Raw genomic sequence first — 26,018 nt, 5'->3', positions numbered from 1 at the left:
GCGTCAGCCGATCAGCTGATCTGGCCGTGGCAGTGCTTGTACTTCTTGCCGGAGCCGCACGGGCACGGCTCGTTGCGGCCGACCTTGGGCTCCTGACGCACGGCCACCGCCACCTGGGCCGCCTCGCCTTCCTCGTCGGCGGTCTCCAGCGGCTGGTCGAGCGCCGGCGCGGCGGCGTGCTGGAACTGCATGCGCGCGGCCAGGGCCTCGGCCTCGCGGCGCAGGCGCTCCTCTTCCTCGGCCGGGTCCTCGCGGCGCACCTGCACGTGGCAGAGCACACGGATGGCGTCGCGCTTGATGCTTTCCAGCAGCTCCTGGAACAGGGCGAAGGACTCGCGCTTGTACTCCTGCTTGGGGTTCTTCTGTGCGTAGCCGCGCAGGTGGATACCGTGGCGCAGGTGATCCATGGTGGACAGGTGCTCCTTCCACAGGTCGTCCAGCACGCGCAGGAGGATCTGCTTCTCAAAGCTGCGCAGCGCCTCGGCGCCGGCCAGCTCTTCCTTCTCCTCGTAGGCCTTGACCAGCTCGGCGAGGATGCGCTCGCGCAGGGTTTCCTCGTACAGCTTGTCGTCCTCGTCGAGCCACTGCTGCACCGGCAGGTGCAGGCCGAAGTCGGCCTGCAGGGCGGCCTCCAGCCCGGCGATGTCCCACTGCTCGGGCAGCGACTGCGGCGGGATATGGGCATCGATGGTGCGGGCGAGCACTTCCGCGCGGAACTCGGCGATGGTCTCGCCGACGTTCTCGGCGGCCAGCAGGCTGTTGCGCATGTGGTAGATCACCTTGCGCTGCTCGTTGGCCACGTCGTCGAACTCGAGCAGCTGCTTGCGGATGTCGAAGTTGCGTCCCTCGACCTTGCGCTGCGCCTTCTCGATGGCGTTGGTGACCATGCGGTGCTCGATGGCCTCGCCCGACTGCATGCCGAGGGCCTTCATGAAGTTCTTCACCCGGTCGGAGGCAAAGATGCGCATCAGGTTGTCTTCCAGCGACAGGTAGAAGCGGCTGGAGCCCGGGTCGCCCTGGCGGCCGGCGCGGCCGCGCAGCTGGTTGTCGATGCGCCGCGACTCGTGGCGCTCGGAGGCGATCACGTGCAGGCCACCGGCCTCGATGACCTGCTGGTGGCGCTTCTGCCACTCGGCCTTGATCTTCGCCACCTGCTCGTCGCTGGGGTTCTCCAGCGCGGCGATCTCCACCTCCCAGTTGCCGCCGAGCAGGATGTCGGTACCGCGGCCGGCCATGTTGGTGGCGATGGTCACCGCGCCGGGGCGACCGGCCTGGGCGATGATCTCGGCCTCCTTGTCGTGGTACTTGGCATTGAGCACTTTGTGCTCGATGCCGGCCTTGACCAGCAGCTGGGAGACGTACTCGGAACTCTCGATCGAGGCGGTGCCGACCAGCACCGGACGGCCTTCGGCCTGGCACTGCTTGATGTCCTCGATGACCGCCGCGTACTTCTCCTCCTGGGTCAGGTAGACCAGGTCGTTGAAGTCCTTGCGCGCGATCGGCTTGTTGGTCGGGATCACCACCACGTCGAGGCCGTAGATCTGCCGGAACTCGAAGGCCTCGGTGTCGGCGGTGCCGGTCATGCCGGCCAGCTTGCCGTACAGGCGGAAGTAGTTCTGGAAGGTGGTCGAGGCCAGGGTCTGGCTCTCGGCCTGGATCTGCACCCCCTCCTTGGCCTCGATGGCCTGGTGCAGGCCCTCGGACAGGCGCCGGCCCGGCATGGTGCGCCCGGTGTGCTCGTCGATCAGCAGGATCTGGTTGTCCTGCACGATGTATTCGACGTTGCGGTGGAACAGCGTGTGCGCGCGCAACGCCGCATGGACGTGGGTCAGCAGGCTGAGGTTGTGCGCCGAGTACAGGCTCTCGCCCTCGGCCAGCAGGCCGGCCTGGCTGAGCATGTCCTCGATGAACTGGTGGCCCTGCTCGGTGAGTTCGACCTGGCGGGCCTTCTCGTCGATGCTGTAGTGGCCCTCCTCCTGCACCTCGCCGTCTTCCGAGTTCAGCTGACGCTTGAGCCGCGGAATCAGCTGGTTCATCTGCAGGTACAGGCGCGAGCTGTCCTCGGCCGGACCGGAGATGATCAGCGGAGTACGCGCCTCGTCGATGAGGATGGAGTCCACCTCGTCGACCACGGCGAAGTTCAGCTCGCGCTGGAACTTGTCCTCCAGACTGAAGGCCATGTTGTCGCGCAGGTAGTCGAAGCCGAACTCGTTGTTGGTGCCGTAGGTGATGTCGGCGGCATAGGCCGCGCGCTTGTCGGTCGGATCCTGGAACGGGCTGACCACCCCCACCGACAGGCCGAGGAACTCGTACAGCGGGCGCATCCAGTTGGCGTCGCGGCGGGCCAGGTAATCGTTGACCGTGACCACGTGCACGCCCTTGCCGGCCAGGGCGTTGAGGTACACCGCCAGGGTGCCCACCAGGGTCTTGCCCTCGCCGGTACGCATCTCGGCGATCTTGCCCTCGTGCAGGGTCATGCCGCCGATCAGCTGCACGTCGAAATGCCGCATGCCCATCACCCGCTTGCCGGCCTCGCGGGCCACCGCGAAGGCTTCCGGCAACAGCTTGTCGAGACTCTCGCCCTGGGCGAAACGCGCCTTGAACTCTTCGGTCTTGCCCCTGAGCTGCTCGTCGGACAGCGCGACCATCTGCTCTTCCAGGACGTTGATCGCCTGGACAGCCTTGGTCATGCGCTTGACTTCACGCTCGTTCTTGCTTCCAAAGAGTTTTCTCAACAAAGGCGCAAACATAGGGGGAGGGTCTTCCATCTGTGGAAATGGAGGGCACCCCAGCGGAGCGCCCAGTGCCGTCTGCACGGCAGCGAAGGAGGCATTCTACCCGGAAATGCCCGCATGAAAAGTCGCCTCATTCATCACTGGCGGCACGGGCGATGTAGGTCTCGGGATTGACCTGGCGACCGTTCTTCTTGACCTCGAAGTGCAGGTGCGGGCCGGTGGAACGCCCGCTGCTGCCGACCAGGGCGATGGCCTGGCCACGCTGCACCAGGTCACCGACCTGCACCAGATTGCGCTGATTGTGGCCGTACAGGGTGGTATAGCCGTCGGCATGACTGACCTCGACGGTCCAGCCGTAGCCCGACTTGCGACCGGACCAGGTGACCACCCCGGTGGCCACCGCAACTATCTCGGTACCGCGCTTGGCGGCGAAATCCACGCCCTTGTGCTGGCGGGCACGCCCATGGAAGGGGTCGCGGCGCAGCCCGAACGGCGAGGACTGGTAGCCGCTGGCCACCGGCAGCCCGGCGACCTGGCGCGCATCGTCGAGGCGGCGCTCGGCGAGCAACTGCTCGAGCACCTCCAGCTGCTGCTCGCGCCCGTCGATGCGGGCGGCCAGGGCGTCGAGGCTGCCGAGCACGTCGCTGCCGGAGAAGGTCTCGGCGTCCAGCGGCTCGTCCGGCCCGCCCTGCCCTACCGGCTGGGAGAAGTCGAACTCGTCGGCGTCGAGCTTGGCCAGCTCGGCCAGACGTTCGCCCAGCGCATCCAGGCGAGTCAGGCGGGCCTGCAGCTCGGCGAGGTGCACGCCGAGCGCGTCCAGCTGGCGCTGGGCGACGGCGCGCGCCTCGATCAGCTCCTCGGGTTGCACACCGCTCGTCGCGGCGACCGACTCGTCGGGAACCGCGACGGGGACCTCGGGTCTGATCCAGGCGCCGAGTACCATTCCGGTAGCCAGGGTGCAGCCGAGCAGGAGAGTGGCCAGCAGCAAGCCGCGGCGGGGAGTGAGGGTGAGTGCGCGCGCCGCACCGTGGCGACGGCTCATGAAAATGATATGCATGGAACATCCCGCAAGAAGAATCGGCGCGGCCGTTCTGCTACGATGGCCGCTCGGTTGTTTCCAGGCGTCCTGCCATGACTTTTCGCCCCCTGCCGGCTCGAGCGCCCGCGACCCTGCTGCGCGGAACCAAGACGCTCAAGAACCTGTTCGGCGAGGCGCAGCGCCTCGCCCACCTGCAGCAACTGGTGGAAAGCCAGCTGCAGCCGGCGGCCCGCGCGCACTGCAAGGTCGCCTCCTGGCGCGAGGACTGCCTGCTGCTGATCGTCACCGACGGCCAGTGGGCCACCCACCTGCGCTACCAGCAGAAACGCCTGCTGCGTCAGCTGCGGGGCCTCAGGGAGTTCGCGAACTTAGCGAAAATCCATTTCAAGGTGCAACCGGCACCGGCCGAAAGGCGTGTCACCGGTCGAAATCCCACCCTGTCCGCCAATGCCGCGGACACCCTGCGCGCCGCCGCCAGCGGCATCGAGGATCCACGCCTGCGCGCCGCCCTCGAGCGCCTGGCCAGCCACACGACCCCGCACGACTGAGCCCACCGCAAAAGGCGCGGACGAAAAAAAGGCCACCGCAGGGGTGGCCTCAAGAGAAAGGGAGGGTCTTGCCTCAGACGGCAGCTGCCGGGCGCATGTAGGAGATCGGCGCGGTGCTGGCATCCTCGAAGGTCACCACTTCCCAGGCATCCCGCTCGGCGAGCAGGGTGCGCAGGAGACGGTTGTTCAGGGCGTGGCCGGACTTGTGCCCGCGGAACTCGCCGATCAGGCTGGTGCCGAGCAGGTACAGGTCGCCGATGGCGTCCAGGATCTTGTGCTTGACGAACTCGTCCTCGTAGCGCAGGCCGTCTTCGTTGAGCACGCGAAACTCGTCGACCACGATGGCGTTGTCGACGCTGCCGCCGAGCGCCAGGTTCTGCGAACGCAGGAACTCGATGTCGCGCATGAAGCCGAAGGTGCGCGCACGGCTGACTTCCTTGACGAACGAGGTACTGGAGAAGTCGACGCAGGCGGTCTGCGTACGGCCGCGGAACACCGGATGGTCGAAGTCGATCTCGAAGCTCACCTTGAAGCCATCGAACGGCAGGAAGGTGGCGCTCTTGCCGTCTTCCTCCACGGTCACCGGCCGCTTGATGCGGATGAACTTCTTCGCCGCCTCCTGTTCCTGCAGTCCGGCGGACTGGATCAGGAACACGAAGGGACCGGCACTGCCATCCATGATCGGCACTTCCGGCGCCGACAGCTCGATGTAGGCGTTGTCGATACCCAGGCCAGCCATGGCCGAGAGCAGGTGCTCAACCGTATCCACCTTGACGTCACCCTTGACCAGCGTGGTCGACAGGGTGGTATCACCGACGTTCTCGGCCCGGGCCGGAATTTCCACCATCGGGTCGAGATCGGTGCGACAGAACACGATCCCGGTATCCACCGGAGCCGGCTTCAGGGTGAGGTAGACCTTCTCCCCCGAATGCAGGCCGACGCCGGTGGCGCGGATGATGTTCTTCAAAGTGCGTTGTCTGATCATGGCTTTGGCCGTATCTGCACAAGTTGTGAACTGTTCTCAGCAATGGCAGGCATGATAGCAGAGCCCGCCCTTACTGAACACCAATCACGGCTATGCCGCTGATATAGCGCGTCAATCGGCCTGGCGACGCAGGAACGCCGGAATATCCAGGTAATCCAGATCCTCCTGGGTGGCGATCTTCGGCGCGGGCGCGGCACCGCCGGCGGTCGGGCGCGGTTCGCGCATCACGGTCGGGCGCTCGAGATCGCGGTAATTGACCGAGGCGGCCTGGGGCGCAGGAGCGGCGACCGGCGTGTTGTCGACCACCTTGGTCGGCTTCTCCATGCGCGCGCCGAGGCCGGTGGCGACCACGGTGACATGCAGCTCGTCGCGCATCTCCGGATCGATCACCGCACCGATCTTCACGGTGGCGTGCTCGGAGGTGAACTGCTCGATGATGCTGCCCACCTCGGTGTACTCGCCCAGCGACAGGTCGAGGCCGGCGGTGATGTTGACCAGGATGCCGCGGGCGCCCTGCAGGTTGATGTCCTCCAGCAGCGGGTTGCGGATCGCCGCCTCGGCCGCCTCGCGGGCACGGTTCGGGCCGCTGGCGTGGCCGGTGCCCATCATCGCCATGCCCATTTCGCTCATCACGGTGCGCACGTCGGCGAAGTCGACGTTCATCAGGCCCGGGCGCTGCATGATGTCGGAGATGCCGCGCACGGCGCCGGCCAGCACGTCGTCGGCCTTGGCGAAGGCGGACAGCAGGCTGGCATCCTTGCCGAGGATGGTCAGCAGCTTCTCGTTGGGGATGGTGATCAGCGAGTCGACATGCTCGGACAGGGCACGGATGCCCTCGTCGGCGATCTGCATGCGGCGACGGCCCTCGAAGGGGAACGGGCGGGTGACCACGGCCACGGTGAGGATGCCCATCTCCTTCGCCACTTCGGCGATGATCGGCGCTGCACCGGTGCCGGTGCCGCCGCCCATGCCGGTGGTGATGAACACCATGTTGGCGCCTTCCAGCACCTCGGCGATGCGCTCGCGGTCTTCCAGCGCAGCCTGGCGGCCGACGTCCGGATTGGTGCCGGCGCCCAGGCCCTTGGTGACGTTCATGCCCAGCTGCAGGATGGTCTTGGCGTCGACCTTCTTCAGCGCCTGGGCGTCGGTGTTGGCACAGATGAAATCGATGTCGTCGATGTTGCAGCGCAGCATGTGGTTGACCGCATTGCCGCCACCGCCGCCGACGCCGATGACCTTGATTACCGCGTTCGATTGAACGTTATCGACCATTTCAAACATTTTCCCTCTCCTTTCCCTTTTCTGCCCAAACAGTTGCCGTCTCGCGCGGCCGTCTGTCAGAAGTTGCCCTGTACCCAGCGCTTGAAGCGCACGAATACCGGCGGTTTGCTCTCTTCACTGCTGCTGCCCGGGCCGACATAGCTCGGAGTCCCCTGCTTGCGCAGGCCGTACAGCAGCAGCCCGACCCCGGTCGCATAGGCCGGGTTGCGCACGACATCCTCGAGGCCCTTGACGCCTTGCGGCAGGCCCAGGCGTACCGGCATGTGGAATACCTCTTCGGCCAGCTCGACGGCACCTTCCATCTTGGCGGTGCCGCCGGTGAGGACGATCCCGGCCGGGAGCAGGTCGGCGTAGCCGCTGCGGCGCAGCTCGCCCTGCACCAGGCAGAACAGTTCCTCGTAGCGCGGCTCGACCACCTCGGCCAGCGCCTGGCGCGACAGCTCGCGCGGCGGCCGCTCGCCGACGCTGGGAACCTTGATGGTCTGCCCGGCGCCGGCCAGCTTGGCCAGGGCGCAGGCGTAGCGAATCTTGATTTCTTCAGCATACTGAGTCGGCGTACGCAGGGCCATGGCGATATCGTTGGTCACCTGGTCGCCGGCGATCGGGATGACAGCCGTGTGACGGATCGCACCTTCGGTGAAGATGGCGATGTCGGTGGTGCCGCCACCGATGTCCACCAGGCACACGCCCAGCTCCTTCTCGTCGTCGGTCAGCACCGAGTCGGAGGAAGCCAGCTGTTCGAGGATGATGTCATCCACCTCGAGGCCGCAGCGGCGCACGCACTTCTCGATGTTCTGCGCCGCGTTGACCGCGCAGGTGACCACGTGCACCTTGGCCTCCAGACGCACGCCGGACATGCCCAGCGGTTCGCGCACGCCATCCTGATGGTCGATGGCGTAGTCCTGGGCCAGGGTGTGCAGCACCCGCTGGTCGGCGGGAATGGCCACCGCCTGGGCGGCATCCAGCACCCGCTCGATGTCGGCCGGGCTCACCTCGCGGTCGCGGATGGCGACTATGCCGTGGGAGTTCAGGCTGCGGATGTGGCTGCCGGCCACCCCGACGAAGGCCGAGTGGATGCGGCAGCCTGCCATCTGCTGCGCCTCGTCGATGGCGTGCTGGATGGCCTGTACGGTGGACTCGATGTTGACCACCACCCCCTTCTTCAGCCCCCGCGACGGATGGGTACCGACGCCGACGATTTCCAGCTGGCCATCGGCCGCCACCTCGCCGACCAGCGCCACCACCTTGGAGGTGCCGATATCCAGACCGACGATCATCTTGCCGCTCTGCGCGCTTGCCATGATCCAGTTCTCTCCTCAAGTCACTGCAGGGCCCCGGCGCTGTCGCCGGGGACCGGCGCCGCCGGCATCTCGCGCCACGCCACGGCCAGGCCGTTGGGATAGCGCAGATCGACGCGCGCAATGTTCGCGTTGTGTTCTTTCAGGGCCTTTTCGTAGACGCTGACGAAACGGCGCATTTTTTCCACCACATGGTCGCGGCCGAGCAGCAGCTCCAGCCCCTGTCCGGTGGTGAGGTACCAGCTGCCGCGCTCGCGCAGCTCCAGGCGCGTCACGGTGAAGTCCAGCGGCCGCAGCAGCTGGCTGAGCAACTGGTACTGGCGCATGATCTGCTGCTGCGCACGCTGCGGCCCCCACAGCTTGGGCAGGTGCTCGTAGCCGGCCAGCTCGCCCGGGGCGAAGGCCTGCCCCTGGTGGTTGAGCAGCGCCTCGTCGCCCCAGCGGGCTACCGGCAGTTGCTCCTCCAGGCGGATCAGCACCTGATCGGGCCACACCCGGCGCACCTCGGCCTCGGCGATCCACGGCATCTGCTCCAGCGCGCTGCGCATCGCCTCCAGGTCGACGCTGAAGAAGCGGGCGTCGGCGAAGGGCTCCACCTGCTTGGCCACCGCCACCCGGCTGACGTAGTGCAGGTCGCCCTGCACGCTGATCCGGGCGATCGGCTGGTCGGCGTAGGGCAGCAGGCGCTGGCCGAGGTCGTGGGCTCCCACGCCCAGAGCGAGCAGCAGCAGCGGCCATGCCAGCCGCTTGAGGCCGCTCAGCGACGGGCGCGGCAGGCGCTTGCGCAGGGGTTCGCGCACCACCAGACGGCTGGCCCCGCGGGGGACCGGCTTGCGCAGCGGGCCCGCCGGGCCCGGACGCTGGTGACGCAGCAGCGCGATCATGGGATCAGCTCCTTGCCTCGAGGCTGTCGGCGAGGATTTCCAGCACCAGCTGCTGGAAATCCAGGCCAGCCGCCCGTGCGGCCATCGGGACCAGGCTGTGGTCGGTCATCCCCGGAACGGTATTGACCTCCAGCAGCCAGAACTGCCCGTCGGCATCCTGCATCACGTCGGCGCGGGCCCAGCCGCGGGTGCCGACCGCTTCGCAGGCGCGTGCGACGAGCGCCTTGAGTTCCTCTTCCTTGTCCGCCTCCAGGCCGCAGGGGATCTGGTAGCGGGTATCGTCGGCCAGGTACTTGGCCTCGTAGTCGTAGAAGCTGTGGGTGGTGCCCAGGCGGATCGGCGGCAGCACTTCGCCACGCAGCACGGCCACGGTGAACTCGGGACCGCTGATCCACTGCTCGACCAGCACCTGCGAGTCGTAGCGGCGGGCGTCCTGCCAGGCGGCCAGCAGCGCCTCCAGGCTCTCCACCCGCGCCATGCCGATGCTCGAGCCCTCGTGGGCCGGCTTGACGATCAGCGGGAAGCCCAGCTCGACGGCGGCGCGCTCGCAGTCGGCGGCCGAGGCCAGCACCGCGTGGCGCGGCGTCGGCAGGCCGAGGCTCTGCCACACCTGCTTGGTGCGCAGCTTGTCCATCGCCAGCGCCGAGGCCAGCACGCCGCTGCCGGTGTAGGGGATCTCCAGGCACTCGAGCAGGCCCTGCATGCTGCCGTCCTCGCCGCCGCGGCCATGCAGGACGATGAAGGCGCGGTCGATGCGCTCGCCGGCCAGGCGCTGCAGCAGGTCGCTACCGACGTCGATGCCGAAGGCGTCCACCCCGGCGCCCTGCAGGGCCTCCAGCACGGCCGCGCCGGACTTCAGCGATACCGCGCGCTCGGCGCTGCGGCCACCGTAGAGGACGGCGACACGACCGAAGGCCTGGAGATCGAGGTTGGATGGCTGACTCATTTCGACTCACCTTGCACAGCGAACAGCGGATGGTTGATCAGTTGCGGAGCGACGCCGCCGATGTCGCCGGCGCCCTGGCAGAGCAGGATGTCGTTTGGGCGCAGCAGCGGCTTGAGCAGCGGCGCCAGGTCGGTGCCGCGCTCGACGTAGATCGGGTCGAGCACGCCGCGCTGGCGGATGCTGTGGCACAGCTGGCGGCTGTCGGCACCGGGGATCGGCTCCTCGCCGGCCGGGTAGACCTCCATCAGCAGCAGCACGCTGGCCTCGCCGAGCACCTGCACGAAGTCGTCGTAGAGGTCGCGGGTGCGGCTGTAGCGGTGCGGCTGATAGACCATCACCAGGCGCCGCTCCGGCCAGCCATCGCGCACCGCCTTGATCACCGCGGCAACCTCGCGCGGGTGGTGGCCGTAGTCGTCGACCAGCATCACGCTGCCGCCTTCGGCCGGCAGCTCGCCGTAGACCTGGAAGCGCCGACCGACGCCCTGGAAGCCGGACAGGCCGGCGAGGATGGCGTCGTCGCCGATGCCCTCGTCGGTGGCGATGGCGATGGTGGCCAGCGCGTTGAGCACGTTGTGCCGGCCGGGCATGTTGACCACCACGGCGAGCGGCTCGCGGTCCTTGCGCAGCACGGTGAAGTAGGTGCGCATGCCCTGCTGGCGCACGTCGATGGCGCGCAGGTCGGCGCCCTCGTCAAAGCCGTAGGTGACGATCGGCCGGCTGACCTGCGGCAGGATCTCGCGCACCACCGGGTCGTCGACGCAGAGCACCGCCAGGCCGTAGAACGGCAGGTTGTGCAGGAAGTCGACGAAGGTCTTCTTCAGCTTGTTGAAGTCGCCGCCGTAGGTGCTCATGTGGTCGGCGTCGATGTTGGTGACCACCGAGACCATCGGCTGCAGGTGCAGGAAGCTGGCGTCGCTCTCGTCGGCCTCGGCCACCAGATAGCGGCTGGCGCCGAGCTGGGCGTTGGTGCCGGCAGCGGTCAGCTTGCCACCGATGACGAAGGTCGGATCGAGGCCGGCGGCGGCGAACACCGAGGCGATCAGGCTGGTGGTGGTGGTCTTGCCGTGGGTGCCGGCCACCGCGATGCCGTGGCGGTAGCGCATCAGCTCGGCGAGCATCTCGGCACGCGGCACCACCGGGATGCGCCGCTCCAGGGCATGGGCGACTTCCGGGTTGGCCGGGTTGATGGCGCTGGACACCACCAGCACGTCGGCCTGCTCGACGTTCTCGGCGCGGTGGCCGATGAAGATCTGCGCACCGAAGCTCTCCAGGCGCGCGGTCACCGGCGAGGCCTTGAGGTCGGAGCCGGACACCTGGTAGCCGAGGTTGAGCAGCACCTCGGCGATGCCGCACATGCCGACGCCACCGATGCCGACGAAGTGGATGCGACGGATGCGGCGCATGCGCCGTACCTCGGCCGGATTGTTGCCGCGCAGGGCATCAGCCATGGGCCACCTCCAGGCAGATATCGACCACCTCGCGGGTGGCTTCGGGCTTGGCCAGGCGGCGGGCAGTAGCGCCCATGGCTTCGAGTTTTTCGCTGTGCATCAGGACCTCGGTCAGCTGCGCGGCCAGCGCGGCCGCGTCAGTGGCATGTTGCGGCAAGAGCACGGCGGCACCGGCCCTGGCCAGATATTCGGCATTGCGCGTCTGGTGATCGTCGATGGCGTGTGGCAGCGGAATGAGCAGCGACGGCAGGCCGGCGGCGGCCAGCTCGCAGACGGTCAGCGCGCCGGCCCGGCAGATCACCAGGTCGGCCCAGGCATAGGCCGCGGCCATGTCGCGGATGAACGGCAGCACCTCGGCGTCGACGCCGGCCTCGGCGTAGCGCGCACGGGTCACCTCGGCGTGCTGCCGGCCGGCCTGGTGGCGCACCTGCGGGCGCAGCTCGGCCTTCACCTGTGCCAGCGCCGCCGGCAGCAGCTTGTTGAGCGGCTCGGCGCCCAGGCTGCCGCCCAGCACCAGCAGGCGCACCGGGCGCGCGGCCGGGCTCTGCCGGGAGGCGGCGAGGAACAGCTCCGGGCGCACCGGATTGCCGGTGGTGCGGCGCTTGGCGCTGGCGGCGAAGGTATCCGGGAAGGCCTCGCAGACCCGCGCCGCGAAGGGCACCAGGGCCCGATTGGCGGTGCCGGCCACGGCGTTCTGCTCGTGGATCACCAGCGGCACGCCGGCCAGGCGCGCGGCCCAGCCACCGGGGCCGGTGACGAAGCCGCCCATGCCCAGCACGCAGACCGGGCGCAGCTCGCGCAGCACGCGGCGCGCCTGCCACAGCGCCCTGGCCAGCAGCAGCGGCGCCTTGAGCAGCGACAGCAGGCCCTTGCCACGCAGGCCGCTCATCTCGATGCGGTGCAGCGGCAGGCCGGCCTGCGGCACCAGTTCGTTCTCGATGCCACGCGGGGTGCCCAGCCAGTGCACGTTGTAGCCACGCGCCTGGAACTCGCGGGCGCAGGCCAGCGCCGGGAACACGTGCCCGCCGGTGCCGCCGGCCATGATCAGCACGTTAGCGGGCATGGCGCGGCTCCTCCTCGGCAAAATCCTCTTCGGTAAACTCCATCTCTGCATTTCCCAGCAGGTTGCGCCGCTCCCAGTCGATGCGCAGCAGCAGGGCCAGGCTGACGCAGCAGACCACCAGCGAACTGCCCCCGTAGCTGAGGAACGGCAGGGTCAGGCCCTTGGTCGGCAACAGGCCGACGTTCACGCCGATGTTGATCAGGAACTGGCCGATCCACTGGATGGCCACTCCGTAGGCCACGTAGGCCGAGAAATACTGCTGGTCCTTTTCCGCCTGCAGGCCGATGTGCAGCGCGCGCAGGGTGACCAGCACGAACAGCGCCACGGTGGCCAGTGCGCCGATCATGCCCAGTTCCTCGGCGAGCACGGCGAACACGAAGTCGGTGTGCGCCTCGGGCAGGTAGAACTGCTTCTGCACGCTGTTGCCCAGACCGACGCCCAGCCACTCGCCGCGGCCGAAGGCGATCAGCGCCTGGCTGAGCTGGTAGCCGGCGCCGAACTGATCGGCCCAAGGGTCGATGAAGTTGGTCAGGCGCTTGAGACGGTAGGCCTGGCTGGTCATCACCACCACGCCGAGCGCCAGCACACCGATCACCATCGGCAGGAAGCGCAGCAGGCTGACGCCGCCGAGGAACAGCATGGTGATGCCGGAGCCGACCAGCACCACGGTGGCGCCGAAGTCCGGCTCGGAGAGCAGCAGGCCGGCCATCAGGCCGAGCACGATCAAGGGCATGAGCAGCCCCTTCCAGCTGTTGTGCACGTCGGCCTGGCGGCGCACCAGGTAACCGCCCAGGTAGATCACGGTGAACAGCTTGGCCAGCTCCGAAGGCTGGATGTTGATGCCGCCGAAGCCGATCCAGCGCCGCGCGCCGTTGACCTCGCGGCCGATGCCCGGCACCAGCACCAGCACCAGCAGGATGAAGGCGGCGATCAGCAGCTTGCCGCCGTTCTTCTGCCAGGTCGCCACCGGCACCAGCAGGACCACGCCGGCGGCCGCGCAGCCGACGGCGAGGAACAGCAGCTGGCGGACCATGAAGTACAGCGAGTTGCCCGACAAGGCACCGGCCACCTCGGAGGACGCCGAGGAGACCATCACGAAGCCGAGGCCGAGCAGCGCCAGGCAACCCGCCAGCAGCGGGAAGTCCATGTCGACGCCGCGCCGACTGCGCAGCGGCGACGGGCTCAGGCGCAGCAGCGCGCGCATCAGGGCAGCTCCCTCGCGGCCGCGGCGAACAGGCGGCCGCGCTCCTCGAAGTTCCTGAACATGTCCAGGCTGGCGCAGGCCGGCGACAGCAGCACGGCGTCGCCCGCCTCGGCCAGTTCGGCGCAGCGCTGCACCGCCTCGTCGAGACTGGCGACACGCACCAGCGGCACCACCGGCTGCTCGTCGCTGCCGGTCAGCGCGCCAGCGATCAGTTCGGCATCGCGGCCGAGCAGCACCACCGCCCGGCAGTAGCGCGCCACGCTGGCACGCAGCGGGTTGAAGTCGGCGCCCTTGCCGTCGCCGCCGGCGATCAGCAGCAGCTTGCCGTCGATCTCGGCGCCCAGGCCATCGATGGCCGCCAGCGCGGCACCGACGTTGGTCGCCTTGGAATCGTCGTAGAAGGTCACCCCGTCACGCTCGCGCACCCACTGGCAGCGGTGCGCCAGGCCGGTGAAGCGGCGCAGGGTGTCGAGCATCGGCGCCAGCGGCAGGCCGACGGCATGGCCGAGGGCCAGCGCGGCCAGGGCGTTGGCCTGGTTGTGCGCGCCGCGGATCTTCAGCTCGCGCACCGGCATCAGCTTGCTGAACTGGAAGGCGAGGTACTTCTCGCCGTTCTCCTCGAGGATGCCGAACGACTTGAAGTCCGGCTTGTCGAGGCCGAAGCTCCAGCACGGCACCTGGTCGGCGATCAGCGGCCGCGACAGCGGGTCCTGGCGGTTGACCACTACCTGGCGGGCGCCACGGAAGATGCGGTGCTTGGCCAGGTGATAGCTTTCCATGCCGCTGTAGCGGTCCATGTGGTCGTCGCTGACATTCAGGCAGGTGGCCACCTCGGCGCTCAGCCGCTCGGTGCTCTCCAGCTGGAAGCTGGACAGCTCCAGCACGTACAGCTCGATGTCGTCAGCCAGCAGATCCAGCGCCGGGGTGCCGAGGTTGCCGCCCACCGCCACCTTCTTGCCGGCGGCCTGCGCCATCTCGCCGACCAGGGTGGTCACGGTGCTCTTGGCGTTGGAGCCGGTGATGGCGACGATCGGCGCCCGGGCGTGGCGCACGAACAGGTCGATGTCGCCGGACAGCCTGACTCCGCGCGCCCGGGCCTCCTGCAGCGCGACGGTGGCCAGCGGCAGGCCGGGGCTGACGTACAGCTCGCTGGCGCGGCAGAGGAAGTCGACGTCCAGCGCGCCGCAGCGTACCTCGACCTGCGGGTACTCGGCCTCGAGGGTGGCCAGTTCCGGCGGATTGGCACGGGTGTCGACCACAGCGAAGGGCACGCCCTGGCGGGTGAGGAAGCGCACCAGCGACATGCCGCTCTTGCCGAGGCCGACAACGATGCGGAACTGGTCGGAAGCGATCAGCGTCATCTCTCTTACCTCAGCTTCAGGGTGGACAGGCCGACCAGCACCAGCACCACGGTGATGATCCAGAAGCGCACGATGACCCGCGGCTCCGGCCAGCCCTTGAGCTCGAAATGGTGGTGGATCGGTGCCATGCGGAACACGCGGCGTCCGGTGAGCTTGAACGAGGCGACCTGGATCACCACCGACAGGGTCTCCATGACGAACACGCCGCCCATGATGAACAGCACCACTTCCTGGCGGACGATCACTGCGATGGTCCCCAGTGCGGCACCGAGCGCCAGGGCACCGACGTCGCCCATGAACACCTGCGCCGGGTAGGTGTTGAACCACAGGAAGCCGAGGCCGGCGCCGATCAGCGCGCCGCAGAACACGATCAGCTCGCCGGAGCCGGCGACGTAGGGAATCAGCAGGTATTCGGCGAACTTGGCGTTGCCCGACAGGTAGCAGAAGATGCCCAGCGCGCCGCCGACCAGCACGGTGGGCAGGATCGCCAGACCGTCGAGGCCGTCGGTCAGGTTGACCGCATTGCTCGAGCCGACGATGACGAAATAGGTCAGCACGACGAAGAAGATCCCCAGCGGGATCTCGATGTTCTTCAGCAGCGGCAGGAACAGGGTGGTCTCCACCGGGGTGGCGGCGGTCATATAGAGAAACACCGCCGCGGCGAGGCCGAACACCGACTGCCAGAAGTATTTCCAGCGGCTCGGCAGGCCACGCGAGTTCTTCTCGATCACCTTGCGGTAATCGTCGACCCAGCCGATGGCGCCGAACAGCAGGGTGACGCCGAGCACCACCCACACATAGCGATTGGACAGGTCGGCCCACAGCAGGGTGCTGATGGCGATGGCGGAGAGGATCAGCGCACCGCCCATGGTCGGCGTGCCCTTCTTCGACAGGTGCGACTGCGGGCCGTCGTCGCGCACCGCCTGGCCGATCTGGCGGGTGCGCAGGGTCTTGATCATCCACGGCCCCAGCCACAGTGCCAGGGCCAGGGCGGTGAGCACGCCGAGGATTCCGCGCAGGGTCAGGTACTGAAAGACCGCGAAGCCCTTGTGGAACTGTTGCAGAAACTCGGCCAACAGCAGCAGCATTTAGTGTTCTCCAGCACAGGCACAGAACGCAGCCACGACGTTTTCCATCGCCGCGCTGCGCGAGCCTTTGATCAACAGGGTGGTTTCCGGAGACTGTTCGGCAGCGAGGACGGCGATCAGTTCAGCCTGACTGGCAAAATGCCGCGCACCCTCGCCGAAGGCAGCGACGGCATGGCTCATCAGCGGGCCCACGGCGTACAGCGCGTCGACCTTGCCACGGGCATAGGCGCCCACCTCGCGGTGGCCGGCCTCGGCCCAGGCGCCCAACTCGCCCATGTCGCCCAGCACCAGGACGGTGCGTCCGGAAAAGCCCGCCAGTATATCAATCGCCGCCTTGATTGCGGCGGGATTGGCGTTGTAGCTGTCGTCGATGACCCGCATTCCAGACGGAGCGAGCTGCGCGCAGGCACGCCCCTTGACTGGCTGCAGGGCCTCCAGCCCGGCGCGGATCGCCGCGCCCCCGACACCCAGGGCGTGGGCGGCGGCGGCGGCGGCCAGGGCATTGGCCACGTTGTGCTCGCCGAGCAGGTTGAGCTGGATGCGCACCTCGCCGGCCGGGCCGACCAGGGTGAAGGCCGGGCAGCCGCGGGCGTCGCGGGCCAGTTCGCGGGCGCTGAAGTCGGCGGCGGCGTGCATGGCGAAGCTCAGCACCTGGCGCCCGGCGGCGCGCCTGGACCACACCTCGAAGGCCGGATCGTCGCGGTTGAGCACGGCCACGCCGTCGGCGTCCAGGCCCTCGAGGATCTCGCCCTTGGCCTCGACGATCTTCTCCGGGCCGCCGAACTCGCCGACGTGGGCGCTGCCGGCATTGGTGATGATCGCCACCTGCGGCCTGCTCAGGCCGACCGTGTAGGCGATCTCGCCGACATGGTTGGCGCCCAGTTCGATCACCGCGCTGCGGTGCTGCGGCGCCAGCTCGAGCAGGGTCAGCGGCACGCCGAGGTCGTTGTTGAGGTTGCCGCGGGTGGCCAGCACCGCGGCGGCGTCGCCGCCGTGGTCGGCACGCAGGATGCTGGCGAGCATTTCCTTGACCGTGGTCTTGCCGCTGGAGCCGGTGACCGCCGCGACCCGGCCGCGGAAGGCGGCGCGGTTCAGCGCGCCGAGCTGACCGAGAGCCAGGCGGGTGTCGGCCACCACCAGCTGCGGCAGCTCGACTTCCTCCTGCTCGCGCTCGACCAGCGCGGCGGCGGCGCTCTTGGCGGCGACCTGCTCGAGGTAGTCGTGGCCGTCGAAGCGCGCGCCGGACAGGGCGACGAACAGCTGGCCCGGCTCGATCCGGCGGCTGTCGATGCTCACCCCGTTGAAGAAGGCATCCGGCCCGGCCAGGCGGCCCCTGAGGGCACCCAGCACCGTGCTCAGCATCCAGGCTTCAAGCATCCTGCACCTCGCGTTCGGCCAGCGCGGCGGCGGCCTGTTCGATATCGGAGAAGGGATGGCGCACCCCGGCGATTTCCTGGTAGTCCTCGTGGCCCTTGCCGGCCAGCAGGATCACGTCGTCCGGCGCCGCGCCGGCGATCAGCCGGCGGATCGCCTCGCCGCGCCCGGCGACGAAGGTCACCCGCTCCGGCTCGCGGAAGCCGGCGCGGATGTCGGCGACGATCCGCTGCGGATCCTCGCTGCGCGGATTGTCGTCGGTGACCCAGACGCCGTCGGCCAGCCCCTCGACGGCCGCAGCCATCAGCGGGCGCTTGCCGCGGTCGCGGTCGCCGCCGCAGCCGAACAGGCACAGCAGGCGGCCACGGGTGTGCGGGCGCAAGGCCTCGAGGACCTTCTCCAGGGCATCCGGAGTGTGCGCATAGTCGACCACCACCAGCGGCCCGGCGCCGCCGCCGAGGCGCTGCATGCGTCCGACCGGGCCCTTGAGCTGCGGCAGCACGCGCAGGATCTCGTCCAGCGGGTGATTCAGCCCCATCAGCGCACCGACCACCGCCAGCAGGTTGCTCAGGTTGAAGCGGCCGAGCAGCGGGCTGACCAGCAGGCCGTCGCCCTGGGCGGTGATCAGCCGGGCGCGCACGCCCGCCTCGCCGAACTCGGCCTCGGTGCAGTAGAGGGTGGCGGCGGGATCGATCTGGCTGTAACTGATCAGCCGCGACGGTGCCGGGCGAGCGGCCAGCTCGCGACCGAACAGGTCGTCGAGGTTGATCACCCGGGTGCACAGGCCCGGCCAGGCGAACAGCCGCGCCTTGGCCTCGCCGTAGGCAGCCATGTCGCCATGGTAGTCGAGGTGGTCGCGCGACAGGTTGGTGAACACCGCCACGTCGAAGTCCAGCGCCTCGACCCGGCCCTGGTCGAGGCCGTGGGAGGACACCTCCATGGCCACCGCCCGGGCGCCGGCCTGCTTGAGGCGCGCCAGCTCGGCCTGCACGGCAAGCGGATCGGGAGTGGTATGGCGGCCGCACTGCAGGTCGTCGTGGAAGCCGACGCCGAGGGTGCCGATCAGGCCGCAGCGCTGGCCGAGCAGGTCGAGGGCCTGGGCCAGCAGCTGGCTGACGCTGGTCTTGCCGTTGGTGCCGGTGACGCCGATCAGGTCGAGGCTGCGGCTGGGATCGCCGTAGAAACGCCCGGCGATGGCCGACAGCTGGCCGGCCAGGCCCTTAACCGGGATCAGCACGGTCGCCGCGGAGTCGGGTATGTCGAGCGCGCCCTCGGCCTCGTAGGCCACCGCGGCGGCACCGCGGGCGATGGCGTCGGCGACATAGGCCCGGCCATCGCTGTGATGGCCGGGGATGGCGAGAAACAGGTCGCCCGGGCGCAGCGCCCGACTGTCCAGGCTCAGTTCGCGGATCAGCGCGTCGCGACGCGCCTGGGGAAACATCTTCAGCAGACTCATCGGCATCAGCCGCGTCCTCCATTGCCGGGCACCGCCACCGCCTGCTGCGCTTCGGGCAGCGGCGGCAGGTTGTCCGGGGCTATGTTCATCAAGCGCAGGGTGCCGGCCATCACCTTGCTGAAGACCGGCGCGGAAACCAGGCCACCGAAGTAGCCCTCGCCGCCCGGCTCGTCGATCACCACGACGGCGGCGAAGCGCGGGCTGCTGGTCGGCGCGAACCCGGCGAACAGGGAGCGATAGGCGTTCTGCTTGTAGCCCTTGCTGCCCACGCTGCTCTTGCGCGCCGTGCCGCTCTTGCCGGCCACGTGATAGCCGGGCACCTGCGCGCGGTGGGCGCCACCCGGGGCCTCGACCACCTGCTGCAGCATGCCCTGCATGGTCCTGGCCACCTCGTCGGGGATTACCTGGCTGACCGCCGCCGGCTGGTCGACGCGCGCCAGGCTCAGCGGCACCATGCGCCCGTGGTTGGCGATGGTCGCGTAGGCATGGGCCAGCTGGATCGCCGTCACCGACAGGCCATAGCCGTAGGAGAGGGTCGCGGTCTCCGCCTGCGGCCACTTGCGGTGGTTGGGCAGGTTGCCGACCTGCTCGCCGGGGAAGCCCAGACCGGTGTCCTGGCCGAGGCCGAGCTGCTGCATCTTGTGGTAGATCGCCTCGCCGCCGATGTCGAAGGCGATCTTGCTGATGCCGACGTTGCTGGAACGGATCAGGATGCCGGTAAGGTCGAGCACCGGGCCGCCGCCGCGCGACACGTCGCGGATGGTGTAGCGGCCGATGCGCAGGCTGTGCGGCCAGACCTCGACGGTGTCGGTGGGCTTCCAGCGCCCGCTCTCCAGGGCCGCCATCATCGAGATCGGCTTCACCGTCGAGCCCGGCTCGAAGACGTCGATCAGCGCGCGGTTGCGCATCGCCTGCGGTTGCAGGGTGCGCTTGTTGTTGGGGTTGTAGGTGGGGTGGTTGACCATGGCCAGCACCTCGCCGGTCTGCACGTCGAGGATCACCAGACTGCCGGCCTTGGCCTTGTTCTCCACCAGGGCGTTGCGCAGTTCGCGGTGCGCCAGGTACTGCAGGCGCAGGTCGATGGACAGCGCCAGCTCCTTGCCCGGCTTGGCGTTGCGCGCCACGCCGACGTCCTTGATCAGGCGGCCGCGGCGATCCTTGAGCACCTCGCGCTGGCCGGGCATGCCGGCCAGCCACTGCTCGAAGGCCAGCTCGACCCCCTCGCGTCCGCGATCGTCGATGTCGGTGAAGCCGATCAGGTGGGCAGTCACCTCGCCGGCCGGATAGAAGCGGCGGAACTCCTCGATGCTGTAGACCCCGGGAATCTTGTGCGCCAGTACCGCCTCGCCCTGCTCGGGGGTCAGACCGCGGGCCAGGTAGAGGAACTCGCGCCCGGCATTCTGCTGCAGCTTCGCGCTGAGCGCCTGCGGATCCAGGCCCAGCGCCGCGGCCAGGGTCGGCCAGTGCTGGCGCGCGCCCATCAGCTCCTTGGGGTTGCCCCACAGGGTGGTGACCGGGGTACTGACCGCCAGCGGCTCGCCGTTGCGGTCGGTGATCAGGCCGCGGTGCGCCGGGATCGGAATGTGCCGCACGCTGCGTGCATCGCCATGGGCCTTGAGGAAGTCATGGTCGAACACGTGGAGATCGACGATGCGCCAGACGATCACCGCCACCATGGCGAACAGGACGCCGAGCACCAGACGAAAGCGCCAGGGGTAGAGGGCCCCCTCGAGACTGATCATGGCGCCACCATCCGCACTTCGCCGGGCTCGGGGATGCGCATCTGCAGCTGCTCGCTGGCCAGCGCCTCGATGCGGCTGTGCGCGGTCCAGGTGCTCTGCTCGAGGATCAGCCGGCCCCATTCGGCCTGCGCCTTGTCGCGCACGCTGAGTTCGGCATACAGCTGGTTGAGCAGCTTGCGATTCCAGTGCGCGCTCCACGACACGGCCACGGCCGAACACAGCACAAGGCCGAACAGCACCAGCATCAGCAGACTGCCGCTGGGCATGCCGTCGCGGGCGCCGCGGATCATCTCAGCTTCTCCGCCACGCGCATGACCGCGCTGCGCGAGCGCGGGTTGGCCTTGAGTTCCTCGGCCGACGCGTACTGAGGCTTGCCCAGCAGCTTCAGGCGCGGCTCGAAGCGGGCCACCTGCACCGGCAGATCGCGCGGCAGGTTGTCGGCCTCGCCCTTCACCTGGCGGCGCATGAACTGCTTGACGATGCGATCCTCCAGCGAGTGGAAACTGATCACCACCAGGCGGCCGCCGACGGCGAGCGCCTCGAGGGCCGCCCCGAGGCCCCGCTCGAGATCGCCCAGCTCGTTGTTGATGTGGATGCGCAGGCCCTGGAAGGCACGGGTGGCCGGGTTTTTGCCCTTCTCCCAGGCCGGGTTGGCGGCGGCGATCACCTCGGCGAGGTCGGCGGTACGGGTGAACGGGCACTCGCCGCGGCGCTGCACGATGGCGCGCGCCATGCGCCGCGAGAAGCGCTCCTCGCCGTACTCGTAGAACACCCGGGCAATCTCTTCCTCGCTGGCGGAGGCGATCCAGTCCGCGGCGCTGACCCCGGCATCCGGGTTCATGCGCATGTCCAGCGGGCCGTCGTTCATGAAGCTGAAACCGCGCTCGGGGTCGTCCAGCTGCGGCGAGGACACGCCGAGATCGAGGAGGACACCGTCGACTTTGCCGTTCAGGCCGCGCGCGGCGACCTCCTCGCCCAGTTCGGCGAAACTGCGCTGGACGATCTGGAAGCGCTCATCCGCCGCCGCCAGTTCGCGACCGGTGGCGATCGCCAGCGGATCCTTGTCGAAGCCCAGCAGGCGGCCGGCAGGGCCGAGTGCGCGGAGCACTTCGCGGCTGTGACCGCCGCGACCGAAGGTGCCATCCAGATAGCAGCCGTCGGCGCGCACGGCGAGCGCCTCGACGGCTTCGCGGAGCAGGACGGTCACATGGCTGAAGGTGGCTGCATTCATATCAAAGTATCAGGTTGCGTAATTCTTCCGGCAACGCGCCGGGTTCCTTGATGGCCTGGAGGTCCTGCGTACAACGCAGGTCCCAGGCCGCCTCGTCCCACAGCTGGAACTTGTTGAGCTGGCCGACCAGCACCGCACGGCGATCCAGCCCGGCGTAATCGCGCAGACGCGGCGGCACGAGGAAACGTCCGGCGGCATCCAGTTCCAGATCCACCGCATTGCCGATCAGCAGGCGCTGCAGGCGACGGTTTTCCTCGCGCAGCGACGGCAGTTCGCGCAACTTGGCTTCGATCAGTTCCCATTCATCGAGGGGATAGACACACAGGCAGGAGTCGATGGTGTCGATGGTCACCACAAGCAGACCGGCGCAGCGCGCCATGAACTCGTCGCGATACCGGCTCGGCATCGTCAGGCGGCCCTTGGCGTCAAGACTTATGGCATTGGCTCCGCGAAACACGGCTGCGCATCCCCGTTGTGCTCAGCCGCCAAGAGCTGTGTTTCACGGCTGGAATCCCCACTTTCACCCACTTTCCCCCACCCTTACACACTATAGGAACGCCCCAGCGACCCAGTCAAGGCGAGCCCGACAGGAAAAATCCTTACTGGACCGCAACTTAGAGAAGAGACCGACAGGCGGGAATTAGGAGTGGTAAACCGGGAGAAAAAATCGAGGGATATCGGCATGCCAGCTCTCGAACTTAAAGTTCTTTATCAAGAGAAATAGCAATTCGAAATTAAAAACTGCCGCCGATAATGAAAGAGAAGAAAGCGGAGGGAAGGAGAGCCGGCCTGTAAGCCGGGTTTTGTCGAGGACAGTCATTCCTCTAGGATCGCCATCGCTGACGACCTCAAGCAACCTACCCGGATCCAGCGCGGGCCACGCCAATGGATCCCTATTTGGTCTTGCTCCGAGTGGGGTTTACCTAGCCACGAACTGTTGCCAGTCGTGCGGTGCGCTCTTACCGCACCTTTTCACCCTTACCGGCGCTTGCGCGCTTAGGCGGTTGTTTTCTGTGGCACTTTCCGTAGGCTCGCGCCTCCCAGGCGTTACCTGGCACTCTGCCCTGTGGAGCCCGGACTTTCCTCCCCCCTGCAAGCAGGGCAGCGACTGTCCAGCCGACTCTCCGGCGCGCAGGGTACTCACTGCGCGCCCGGATAACAAGCTCAATCCTCGGCTTTCTGTCGCCCCAGCGCCTGCTGGTAGAGCAGGTTCTTGCGCACCCCGGTGATCTCCGCCGCCAGCGCCGCCGCCCGCTTGAGCGGCAACTCGGCCAGCAGCAGGTCGAGCACGCGCAGCGCCTCGGCACTCAGCGCCTCCTCGCCCTCCGGCGCCTGCCAACCTTCCACCAGCAGCACGCATTCGCCACGCTGCTGGTTGCTGTCAGCCGCCACCCAGTCGTGCAGCTCGCCGAGCGGCGCCCCCTTGATGGTCTCGAAGGTCTTGCTCAGCTCGCGCGCCAGCACCGCAGGACGCTCGACGCCGAACAGCTCGCTAAGGTCGGCGAGACACTCCAGCAGGCGGTGCGGCGCCTCGTAGAGGATCAGCGTGCGCGGCTCCTCGAGCAGCGCCTGCAGACGCTGCCGCCGCGCCGTCGCGCGCGCCGGCAGGAAGCCCTCGAAGACGAAGCGGTCGGAGGCCAGCCCGGAAGCCGACAACGCGGCGATCAGTGCACAGGCGCCGGGCACCGGCACCACACGCACCCCGGCGGCACGCGCGTTGCGCACCAGGTGATAGCCGGGATCGGAGATAAGCGGCGTGCCGGCGTCGGAGATCAGCGCCAGGTCGTCGCCGGCCAGCAGGCGCTGCACCAGGCGCGAACCCTGCTCGCGCTCGTTGTGCTCGTGGCAGGCGGCCAGCTGCGTATTGATGCCGAAGTGCTGCAGCAGGCGGGCACTGTGGCGGGTGTCCTCGGCGGCGATCAGCGCGACCTCGCGCAGCACCCGCAGCGCCCGCGCGCTGATGTCCTCGAGGTTGCCGATCGGCGTAGCCACCACATAAAGAGTCCCCGGAGTGTTCACATCGCCATCCCGCTGCCAGCCCAAATGCGGCATTGTAGCGGGTTTCGCCGTGCCAAGATCGCACCGCCGCCGGGGCTTGGGTACAATTGCCCCTTTCCAGCCTGCGAATCGGAATTACTGACATGATCGCCCGACTGCGCCCCCTTTCCGTCCTTTGCCTGGTCGGCCTGCTGACCGCCTGCGCCGGCCAGCAGACGTCCGGCCTCGGTGAGCTGCCGGTCCCGTCCCAGGCCAGCGCCGAGCAGCTGCTGCAGCAGGCGGCGCAGGTCAAGCCGGCACAGGCCACGCTGCTGCGCCTGTCCGCCGCCGATCAGTCCCTGCGCCAGGGCAATCTGGCGCAGACCCAGCAGATCCTCGACCTGCTCAAGCTCGACGAGCTGCTGCCGGCCCAGCAGGTTTTCGCCAGCACCCTGCAGGCCGAGCTGGCCCTGGCCCGCGGCAAGCCCAAGGCCGCCCTGCAGGCGCTGCAGCACCCCAGCTTCGAGCGCCTCGGCGAACTGCCGGTCGGCCAGCAGGTGCGCAGCCAGCTGACCCGCGCCAAGGCCCTGCAGGCCGACGGCCAGCCGCTGGCCGCCGCCCGCGAGCGGGTGTACGTCGCCCCGTTGCTGGAGGGCCAGAGCGCTGCCGCTAACCACGAGGCGATCTGGAGCCTGCTCGGCAACCTGTCCGCCAGCCAGCTGGCCAGCGCCAGCAGCCCCGAGGCCGACCTCGGCGGCTGGCTGGAGCTCGCTCGCCTGGCGCGCAGCAACGCCACCCCAGCGCAGCAGGTGACGCGCATCGCCGAATGGCAGGCCCAGCACCCGCAACACCCCGCAGCCCGCCAGCTGCCGCAGGCACTGGTCCAGCTGCAGGAAATCGCCGCCCGCCCGCTGACCCGCGTCGCCCTGCTGCTGCCCCAGCAGGGGCAGCTGGCCAGTGCCGCCCAGGCCCTGCGCGACGGATTCCTCGCCGCGCACTACCAGAGCGGCAACAGCGAACTGCACATCAGCCTGCACGACAGCAGCCAACTGACCGATCTCGATGCCTTCTATCGCCAGGCCCAGGCCGACGGCGTGCAACTGGTGGTCGGCCCGCTGGAGAAGCCGCTGGTCAACCAGCTCAACCGTCGCGAACAGCTGCCGGTCGCCACCCTGGCGCTCAACTACAGCGAGAACGTCGGCGAGGGCCCGGCCCAGCTGTTCCAGTTCGGCCTGGCCGCCGAGGACGAAGCTCGCGCGGTCGCCGAACGGGCGTGGCAGGACGGCATGCGCCGCGCCGTGGCGCTGGTGCCCAGCGGTGAATGGGGCAACCGCGTCCTGGCCGCCTTCAGCAAGGACTGGCAGGCGCGCGGCGGCAGCCTGATCGCTGCCGAGCACGTCGATCAGCCGGTGCGCCTGGCCCAGCAGATCGCCGACCTGCTCAAGCTGCGCGACAGCGAAGCACGCGCCAAGCGCCTGCGCGACAGCCTCGGCAGCGAGGTAGAGGCGCAGCCGGCACGCCGCCAGGACGTCGACTTCGTGTTCCTCGCCGCCACCCCGGCGCAGGCCCGGCAGATCAAGCCGACCCTGGCCTTCCAGTACGCCGGCGACCTGCCGGTGTACGCCACCTCGCACCTGTTCACCGGCAGCAACGACCCGAGCCAGGATCTCGACCTCGACGGCATCCGCTTCTGCGAAACCCCCTGGCTGCTGGGCGAGGCCGACCCGCTGCGCGAGCAGGTGGTCGGCCAGTGGCCGGCCGCCGCCGGCAGCCTCGGCCGCCTGTACGCCATGGGTGCCGATGCCTATCGCCTGGCGCCGCGCCTCGGCCAGCTGCAGACCCTGCCGGGCACCCGCCTGGAGGGCCTGTCCGGCAGCCTGCAGCTGGCTCCCGGCCAGCGCGTCGCGCGCAGCCTGCCGTGGGCGGAGTACCGCAACGGCCAGGTCTATCGCCTGGAGGCAGCCGCCCAGTGAGCGACACACGCCAGAGCGCCGGGCAGGCCGCCGAAGGCTGGGCGCTGACCCACCTGGAGGAGCACGGCCTGCGCCTGCTGGCGCGCAACTGGCGCTGCCGCCTCGGCGAGCTGGATCTGGTCATGCTCGACGGCGATACCGTAGTATTCGTCGAAGTGCGTTACCGGCGCCACAGCGCCTGGGGCGGCGCCGAAGGCAGCGTCGACGCACGCAAGCGCGCCCGCGTCAGCGCCGCCGCCCAGGTTTTCCTGCAACAGCAGTCGCGCTGGAGCCAGTGCCCCTGCCGCTTCGACGTGATCGCCATCGGCCCCGCCGAGCACAGCGCTCCTGCGCGACTGAACTGGATCCGCAGCGCGTTCGACGCCTGAACAGCGCCCAACCGAAG

The 26,018-nt window shown here is 68.7% G+C and carries 22 protein-coding genes and 1 other RNA gene; 3 read left to right on the top strand and 20 right to left on the bottom strand.

Going from position 1 to position 26,018, the window contains the following annotated elements:
• Nucleotides 1-11: 11 nt before the first annotated feature.
• Complete coding sequence (gene secA / locus RA210_RS01730; protein WP_201485182.1) at nt 12-2,750, bottom strand: preprotein translocase subunit SecA; 2,739 nt, start codon at nt 2,748-2,750, stop codon at nt 12-14.
• Nucleotides 2,751-2,865: 115 nt separating this feature from the next.
• On the bottom strand, nt 2,866-3,792 hold the full coding sequence (locus tag RA210_RS01725) for a M23 family metallopeptidase (RefSeq protein ID WP_201485181.1): 927 nt from the start codon (nt 3,790-3,792) through the stop codon (nt 2,866-2,868).
• 74 nt (nt 3,793-3,866) lie between these two features.
• Here RA210_RS01725 and RA210_RS01720 point away from each other — a divergent pair, with 74 nt between their 5' ends.
• The gene (locus RA210_RS01720; protein ID WP_201485180.1) at nt 3,867-4,322 is read left to right on the top strand and encodes a DUF721 domain-containing protein; all 456 of its coding nucleotides are present in this window, start codon (nt 3,867-3,869) and stop codon (nt 4,320-4,322) included.
• 73 nt (nt 4,323-4,395) lie between these two features.
• Here the strand turns inward: RA210_RS01720 and lpxC are convergent, their stop codons facing one another.
• The 18 genes from lpxC to rsmI form a co-directional block, all read right to left on the bottom strand.
• Nucleotides 4,396-5,307, bottom strand: a complete 912-nt coding sequence (lpxC, locus tag RA210_RS01715) for a UDP-3-O-acyl-N-acetylglucosamine deacetylase (protein ID WP_136488208.1) — start codon at nt 5,305-5,307, stop codon at nt 4,396-4,398.
• A 111-nt stretch (nt 5,308-5,418) separates the two neighbouring features.
• Nucleotides 5,419-6,588 carry a cell division protein FtsZ gene (ftsZ, locus tag RA210_RS01710; RefSeq protein WP_201485179.1) on the bottom strand — a complete coding sequence of 390 codons (1,170 nt, stop codon included), beginning with the start codon at nt 6,586-6,588 and terminating at the stop codon, nt 5,419-5,421.
• A gap of 56 nt (nt 6,589-6,644) precedes the next feature.
• The gene (gene ftsA, locus RA210_RS01705) at nt 6,645-7,889 is read right to left on the bottom strand and encodes a cell division protein FtsA (RefSeq protein ID WP_136488210.1); all 1,245 of its coding nucleotides are present in this window, start codon (nt 7,887-7,889) and stop codon (nt 6,645-6,647) included.
• 20 nt (nt 7,890-7,909) lie between these two features.
• Entirely contained in the window at nt 7,910-8,770 is an 861-nt protein-coding gene (locus tag RA210_RS01700; RefSeq protein ID WP_136488211.1) for a cell division protein FtsQ/DivIB, read from the bottom strand.
• Nucleotides 8,771-8,774: 4 nt separating this feature from the next.
• Nucleotides 8,775-9,716: a D-alanine--D-alanine ligase gene (locus RA210_RS01695; protein ID WP_201485178.1), complete on the bottom strand. Its 942-nt coding sequence runs from the start codon at nt 9,714-9,716 to the stop codon at nt 8,775-8,777.
• Nucleotides 9,713-11,164, bottom strand: a complete 1,452-nt coding sequence (gene murC, locus RA210_RS01690) for a UDP-N-acetylmuramate--L-alanine ligase (protein ID WP_136488213.1) — start codon at nt 11,162-11,164, stop codon at nt 9,713-9,715. Before murC ends, RA210_RS01695 begins: the two co-directional genes overlap by 4 nt.
• Nucleotides 11,157-12,227 (bottom strand): undecaprenyldiphospho-muramoylpentapeptide beta-N-acetylglucosaminyltransferase, encoded by a 1,071-nt coding sequence (gene murG / locus RA210_RS01685; RefSeq protein ID WP_136488214.1) that lies wholly within the window; start codon nt 12,225-12,227, stop codon nt 11,157-11,159. Before murG ends, murC begins: the two co-directional genes overlap by 8 nt.
• Entirely contained in the window at nt 12,217-13,431 is a 1,215-nt protein-coding gene (gene ftsW / locus RA210_RS01680) for a putative lipid II flippase FtsW (RefSeq protein ID WP_136488215.1), read from the bottom strand. The genes murG and ftsW overlap by 11 nt, the downstream gene beginning before the upstream one ends.
• Nucleotides 13,431-14,792: a UDP-N-acetylmuramoyl-L-alanine--D-glutamate ligase gene (gene murD, locus RA210_RS01675; protein ID WP_201485177.1), complete on the bottom strand. Its 1,362-nt coding sequence runs from the start codon at nt 14,790-14,792 to the stop codon at nt 13,431-13,433. The genes ftsW and murD overlap by 1 nt, the downstream gene beginning before the upstream one ends.
• Nucleotides 14,793-14,797: 5 nt before the next feature.
• Nucleotides 14,798-15,880, bottom strand: a complete 1,083-nt coding sequence (gene mraY, locus RA210_RS01670) for a phospho-N-acetylmuramoyl-pentapeptide-transferase (RefSeq protein WP_136488217.1) — start codon at nt 15,878-15,880, stop codon at nt 14,798-14,800.
• Entirely contained in the window at nt 15,881-17,257 is a 1,377-nt protein-coding gene (locus tag RA210_RS01665) for a UDP-N-acetylmuramoyl-tripeptide--D-alanyl-D-alanine ligase (RefSeq protein ID WP_201485176.1), read from the bottom strand.
• Nucleotides 17,250-18,716 (bottom strand): UDP-N-acetylmuramoyl-L-alanyl-D-glutamate--2,6-diaminopimelate ligase, encoded by a 1,467-nt coding sequence (locus RA210_RS01660; protein ID WP_201485175.1) that lies wholly within the window; start codon nt 18,714-18,716, stop codon nt 17,250-17,252. The genes RA210_RS01665 and RA210_RS01660 overlap by 8 nt, the downstream gene beginning before the upstream one ends.
• The gene (locus RA210_RS01655) at nt 18,716-20,452 is read right to left on the bottom strand and encodes a peptidoglycan D,D-transpeptidase FtsI family protein (RefSeq protein WP_201485174.1); all 1,737 of its coding nucleotides are present in this window, start codon (nt 20,450-20,452) and stop codon (nt 18,716-18,718) included. The genes RA210_RS01660 and RA210_RS01655 overlap by 1 nt, the downstream gene beginning before the upstream one ends.
• Nucleotides 20,449-20,742 carry a cell division protein FtsL gene (gene ftsL / locus RA210_RS01650; protein WP_136488221.1) on the bottom strand — a complete coding sequence of 98 codons (294 nt, stop codon included), beginning with the start codon at nt 20,740-20,742 and terminating at the stop codon, nt 20,449-20,451. The genes RA210_RS01655 and ftsL overlap by 4 nt, the downstream gene beginning before the upstream one ends.
• The gene (gene rsmH / locus RA210_RS01645; RefSeq protein ID WP_201485173.1) at nt 20,739-21,683 is read right to left on the bottom strand and encodes a 16S rRNA (cytosine(1402)-N(4))-methyltransferase RsmH; all 945 of its coding nucleotides are present in this window, start codon (nt 21,681-21,683) and stop codon (nt 20,739-20,741) included. Before rsmH ends, ftsL begins: the two co-directional genes overlap by 4 nt.
• A gap of 1 nt (nt 21,684) precedes the next feature.
• Nucleotides 21,685-22,140 carry a division/cell wall cluster transcriptional repressor MraZ gene (gene mraZ, locus RA210_RS01640; protein WP_201485172.1) on the bottom strand — a complete coding sequence of 152 codons (456 nt, stop codon included), beginning with the start codon at nt 22,138-22,140 and terminating at the stop codon, nt 21,685-21,687.
• A gap of 319 nt (nt 22,141-22,459) precedes the next feature.
• Nucleotides 22,460-22,807, bottom strand: an RNA gene (gene rnpB, locus RA210_RS01635) — RNase P RNA component class A.
• 40 nt (nt 22,808-22,847) lie between these two features.
• Nucleotides 22,848-23,735, bottom strand: a complete 888-nt coding sequence (gene rsmI, locus RA210_RS01630) for a 16S rRNA (cytidine(1402)-2'-O)-methyltransferase (protein ID WP_201485171.1) — start codon at nt 23,733-23,735, stop codon at nt 22,848-22,850.
• A gap of 89 nt (nt 23,736-23,824) precedes the next feature.
• Here rsmI and RA210_RS01625 point away from each other — a divergent pair, with 89 nt between their 5' ends.
• Both RA210_RS01625 and RA210_RS01620 read left to right on the top strand, forming a co-directional pair.
• Nucleotides 23,825-25,633 carry a penicillin-binding protein activator gene (locus RA210_RS01625; protein WP_201485170.1) on the top strand — a complete coding sequence of 603 codons (1,809 nt, stop codon included), beginning with the start codon at nt 23,825-23,827 and terminating at the stop codon, nt 25,631-25,633.
• Nucleotides 25,630-26,001 carry a YraN family protein gene (locus tag RA210_RS01620; protein WP_136488226.1) on the top strand — a complete coding sequence of 124 codons (372 nt, stop codon included), beginning with the start codon at nt 25,630-25,632 and terminating at the stop codon, nt 25,999-26,001. The genes RA210_RS01625 and RA210_RS01620 overlap by 4 nt, the downstream gene beginning before the upstream one ends.
• The last annotated feature ends 17 nt before the right edge of the window (nt 26,002-26,018 follow it).

The sequence above is a fragment of the Pseudomonas sp. OF001 genome (assembly GCF_904426495.1).
Taxonomy (GTDB): domain Bacteria; phylum Pseudomonadota; class Gammaproteobacteria; order Pseudomonadales; family Pseudomonadaceae; genus Geopseudomonas.
Note: the sequence above shows the minus strand (reverse complement) of the source record. Positions and strands in the feature narration are given on the sequence as shown.